The sequence below is a fragment of the uncultured Enterococcus sp. genome, from assembly GCF_913775425.1.
In the GTDB taxonomy this organism is placed as follows: domain Bacteria; phylum Bacillota; class Bacilli; order Lactobacillales; family Enterococcaceae; genus Enterococcus_G.
In genome coordinates this window covers 1-4,708 of record NZ_CAJYIS010000060.1, presented here as the reverse complement: position 1 = coordinate 4,708, position 4,708 = coordinate 1, and the positions used below count along the sequence as shown (strand labels likewise).

Sequence of the window (4,708 nt, the reverse complement as noted above, 5' to 3'; positions counted from 1 at the left end):
CAAAACTTCCAATTTCCGTCTTGATAAATGTATGAAGTTTTAGAGCTATGTTGTTTTGAATGCTTCCAAAACTAAAATATATGCATACCCTTTAGGAAAGGTGTTTTAGAGCTATGTTGTTTTGAATGCTTCCAAAACACTAACGAATAAAGATGAACGTGGCAATCGGTTTTAGAGCTATGTTGTTTTGAATGCTTCCAAAACCCAAGCATGCAAGCAAGATCGTGGGCATTAGTTTTAGAGCTATGTTGTTTTGAATGCTTCCAAAACTACAAATCGAATAATGATCTCAGTGACATCGTTTTAGAGCAATGTTGTTTTAAATGCTTCCAAAACCGACTACCGCGACTATACTTGGGTTCGCAGGTTTTAGAGCTACGTTGTTTTGAATGCTTCTAAAACTCTATTGAAGAAGACAATTAAAGAATTGGCGTTTTAGAGCTATGTTGTTTTAAACAATTCATTTCGTTAAAAAAGTCTGACTTCCCATATGAAGCCAGACTTTTTTCATATTTACTTTTCACTAGGATTCTTAAAAATCATCCCAATCGTCTTCTTGTTCTTTTTGTTGCTTAAATTGGCGTTCGCGTTCGGCAAGTGCACGGCGCTTTTCAGCGCGCTCTAGATCACGTTCACGGGCAGCAAGTTCAGCATCTTCACGTTGTTCCATTTTTTTCTGTTTGCGTTTAGGATAACCTACAAATAACCAAATGAGTAAAATAACCAAAGCAACTACAATCAAGTAAGGCGCGATCGAGGCGAGGATACTGATGACAATTAGGACTAAAATAAAATTCATACAGCCACCGCAGCCACATCCACAACCCGTATCTTCTGTTACAATATATCGTTTTCCCATCGTAATCCTCCTTTTGCGATGCCTTTGACGTATAACGGCTATAGTAAACAAGCGCTTTATTCTTTTATTGTAGCGAATTATACTAAAGAAAACAAGAATGAGAGGAAGAGCGGCAATGTCACTTTTAGAGCGTATTCAAAATCAAGAAATAGAACTAGGATCGTTATTATACGATGAGATTCATCAAGTAAAAGGAGAAAATGAACGTTTGGTCGTAGAACTAAATACGGCTTATCATACACCAGAACAAGTGCGTAAACGTCTAGGTGAAATCACAGGGCGATCCATTCCGGAAAGTACAGTGATTTCATTGCCATTTTATACCGATTTTGGGAAGCATATTACAATAGGGGAACGTGTATTTTTGAATCAAAACGTTACATTTGTAGATTTAGGCGGTATTACGATCGAAGAAGATGTATTGATCGGACCGATGTCTCGTATTATTACAGTCAACCATCTGGTAGATCCTAAAAGACGTCGAGGGCTTGAAGTGAAACCTGTTGTCATCAAAAAGGGAGCGTGGATCGGTGCTAATGTTACGATCTTACCTGGTGTGACGGTAGGAGAAGGGGCAGTAGTTGCTGCAGACTCGACAGTGACGAAAGATGTACCCGCATATACTGTCGTTGCAGGTACACCTGCTCGAAGCATCAAAAAAATCCATTAGTCCTTGTCATTTTGCGTAAAATTCGCTACACTAGTAGAAATCTCGAAAAGTGGGTGAACAAATGAATCAATTGTATGAAAAATTACATGAGAATCGCGTGATCGAGTCTGAACGATTAGTCTTGCGTCCAGTAGAATTAGAAGATGCGCAAGCGATGAATCAATATGCTTCAGATCCTGATACGACATATTTTGTATTTAGCACGCATAAAGATTTGGCGCAAACCAAACATGATCTTGCATTTTATTTTTTAAAAGAACCCTTAGGAAAGTATGCGATCGTAGAAAAGGAAACGAATCAAATGATCGGAACCATTGACTACCATAGCATCAATGAAGCAATAAAATCCGCTGAACTAGGCTATACCTTGCATAAAGATTACTGGGGCAAAGGCTATATGACAGAAGCTTGTCGCACCTTGATCACAGTAGGATTTGAACAGATCGGCTTTAATTATCTGTGTGCCATGCATGACTTACGCAATCCCGCTTCTGGTCGTGTGATGGAAAAATCTGGTCTACAGTATCTCGGTGTATTGCCTTATCACCGAATAGACAATAAAGATCCACTTCGTCCAGTCGATGATGCATACTACCATTTGACCAAAGAAGACTATTTTGCAAGCGTGGAGCAACCCTAATTTTTTGGTTCAATGGATTGCTATTCTTTTGCCTCTTTGCGTATAATAAGGGCTAGTGAGAGGATTGGTGATACCATGGATCAAAAAAAGAAAAAAGACGCATATGAATTAATGTTATTACAATTTAAAGGATTGCTAGAAATCGAAAGCAATTGGATTGCAAATCTAGCGAATTCTTCTGCTTTATTAAATGAAACATTACCTACGACAGTCTTTGCTGGTTATTATGTATTCGATGGAAATGAATTGATTTTAGGTCCATTTCAAGGGAAAGTATCATGTACGCGTATTGCAATGGGTAAAGGCGTGTGTGGTGAGTCTGCAGAAAAGAACGAAACGATGATTGTCGAAAATGTTAAAACACACGAGAACTATATTTCATGTGACTCTGCTGCGATGTCTGAAATCGTAGTACCAATGACCAAAGACGGCCAATTATTAGGTGTACTAGATATCGATAGTAGTGAGATTGGTAGTTATGATGCCATCGATCAAGAATACCTAGAAAAATTTGTCGAGATTTTAGTCGCAAGTTATCAAGCATAATGACGAAAAAAACCAGCCAAATTATCGGCTGGTTTTTTGTATATACAGATGAAAATAAGGGCTTTATTGTTGTTTTGAAATCACTTGGTACAACCAATCAAATGGGATAAAAAAGATATCTTCCACACGGATCGCCTCCTTAAAAAAAGGATAGCACAAGTTGGTATTACAGGCGTTTCGACTAGATTACAGTTGTAAAAAGAAATAAAACAAATATTGCTAAAGTATGGCAAAACCATAGTTTTCAATATGTTTTGTTAACATTTCAAGATAAACCGTGGCCATTGGACTCAATTCGCGTTGCTGATGTTTTAACCAACCAATCGTGATCGTATCTTCATGATCTAGTGGGATCGCCATAATTTTATCGTCATTCAATTCGCTACTGATGATCCCGGAACTGATCGTATAGCCGTCAAGTCCGACCATCAAATTAAAAATCGTCGCGCGATCACTGACTTTGATCTCTTTTTTGCGATTCCACGTGCTCAAGATCTCTTCGGAAAAGTAAAAAGAATTGGTTTCACCTTGTTCATAACTTAAATAAGGATAGTCTTCTAAATCCTCGAGGGTTAGACGCTCTTTTTTCGTTAATGGATTCGTCCGACTAACGAAAACGTGTGGTTTTGCTTCGAACAATGGTGTAAATTGTAATTGTTTTTCTTTGAATAATTTTTTCATTACTTGTTGATTAAATGAGTTTAAATATAAAATACCTAGTTCGCTTTTAAATGTAGCGAGGTCTTCAAAAATATTTTCCGTTTCGGTTTCACGTAGTGTGAGTTGATATTCATCGGTCGTGACAGTGCGGACTAATTCGACAAATGCATGTACAACAAACGCATAGTGCTGTGCGGAAACAGAAAAGGTTTGTTTTCTAGGACGTTGATTTTTATACCGCTCTTCTAATAATTGAACTTGATCTAGTACTTGACGACTGTAAATCAAAAATTCTCGACCATCAAGTGTGGGGGTAACACCATGTTTGCTTCTTAAAAGTAATTGGATGCCCAATTCTTGTTCTAACTCTTTGATGGCAGTCGATAAGCTGGGCTGAGTCAAAAATAGCTCTTTTGCTGCTTCGTTAATGGAGCCTTTTTCAATGATTTTTTCTAGATAGAGCAGTTGTTGTATGCGCATATTAGACTCCTTTAGGCACAGCTGTGCAAGTGAATTATACTGATTGTAATTTTTTTTGAATAAGAATGCAACCATAAAAAAACCTAGAAGAGGGGAGCTCATCTAGGTCGAGTAGAGAATAAAAACTAGAGATGTTTGGAAAAAAAGTTTTTCACTACAGGAAGTTGGGGAGACTTCTTATGTATATAGAATAACAAATTTTCCAGAAAAATCACGTCCAAAAAAAATAGCAAAACACTGAAAAAAATGAGCGTTTAGACTAGGATGGGCATGCTAAACTATATAAGTTGGAGATATTTTGCTTAAAATTGTAAAATGGAATGAGTAATGTATCCACTCCAGTTCAAAATAAATAAAAGTATTAAAATAACCAATACAATGAATAGGATAAAAAATACTGGCTTTTTCTTTTCAAAAGAATACGTTTTTTTACGACCGAAACCAACTCGAATCATCGCCCATAGTAACAGTCCTATAGCTAGTGCGGTCAATAGTTCGATTCCAATCCCCAAATAAAGCATTTGATTATCTACGATAGTTAACCCTAACATGTATACATTCCTCCTTAATAAAAGGATAACATGGTTCAGAATAGAATCCTATCTAAAATAAAAAAGCCTTCCAAACTAGTGGAAGGCTTTTTGCGACCATTAAATAATGGAGGCGGCGGGAGTCGAACCCGCGTCCAAACATATTGCTACCTAAAAATCTACGCTCATAGTCGATTCATTTAAGGTTTCGCGTTACAACTTGCCGAACGACAGGCAGTTTGTATTGCTAGTCTGATGAGCTCTTTTTGATTTTACAGACGGAAAAATCAAACGTATCCCACTTAAGTTAGGACCCTGACCCG

The 4,708-nt window shown here is 37.4% G+C and carries 6 protein-coding genes and 1 other RNA gene; 3 read left to right on the top strand and 4 right to left on the bottom strand.

All coding sequences use genetic code 11. The features are described from left to right. Positions 1-532 precede the first annotated feature (532 nt). Positions 533-859 (bottom strand): hypothetical protein, encoded by a 327-nt coding sequence (locus QZ413_RS06720; protein ID WP_297077778.1) that lies wholly within the window; start codon positions 857-859, stop codon positions 533-535. A gap of 115 nt (positions 860-974) precedes the next feature. On the opposite strand from QZ413_RS06720, the gene QZ413_RS06715 reads away from it, so the two are divergent. From QZ413_RS06715 to QZ413_RS06705, 3 genes are all read left to right on the top strand, one after another. Beyond that, the gene (locus tag QZ413_RS06715) at positions 975-1,529 is read left to right on the top strand and encodes a DapH/DapD/GlmU-related protein (RefSeq protein ID WP_297077776.1); all 555 of its coding nucleotides are present in this window, start codon (positions 975-977) and stop codon (positions 1,527-1,529) included. A gap of 61 nt (positions 1,530-1,590) precedes the next feature. Then, the gene (locus QZ413_RS06710; protein WP_297077775.1) at positions 1,591-2,169 is read left to right on the top strand and encodes a GNAT family N-acetyltransferase; all 579 of its coding nucleotides are present in this window, start codon (positions 1,591-1,593) and stop codon (positions 2,167-2,169) included. Between the two features lie 75 nt (positions 2,170-2,244). After that, positions 2,245-2,715 carry a GAF domain-containing protein gene (locus tag QZ413_RS06705; RefSeq protein WP_297077773.1) on the top strand — a complete coding sequence of 157 codons (471 nt, stop codon included), beginning with the start codon at positions 2,245-2,247 and terminating at the stop codon, positions 2,713-2,715. Between the two features lie 219 nt (positions 2,716-2,934). On the opposite strand, the gene QZ413_RS06700 is transcribed toward QZ413_RS06705, so the two are convergent. The 3 genes from QZ413_RS06700 to ssrA all read right to left on the bottom strand — a co-directional run. After that, on the bottom strand, positions 2,935-3,855 hold the full coding sequence (locus tag QZ413_RS06700) for a LysR family transcriptional regulator (protein ID WP_297077771.1): 921 nt from the start codon (positions 3,853-3,855) through the stop codon (positions 2,935-2,937). A gap of 302 nt (positions 3,856-4,157) precedes the next feature. Then, positions 4,158-4,406, bottom strand: coding sequence for a hypothetical protein (locus QZ413_RS06695; RefSeq protein ID WP_297077769.1), 249 nt, complete (start codon positions 4,404-4,406; stop codon positions 4,158-4,160). 104 nt (positions 4,407-4,510) lie between these two features. Next, positions 4,511-4,708, bottom strand: a transfer-messenger RNA (tmRNA) gene (gene ssrA, locus QZ413_RS06690); the annotation flags it as partial.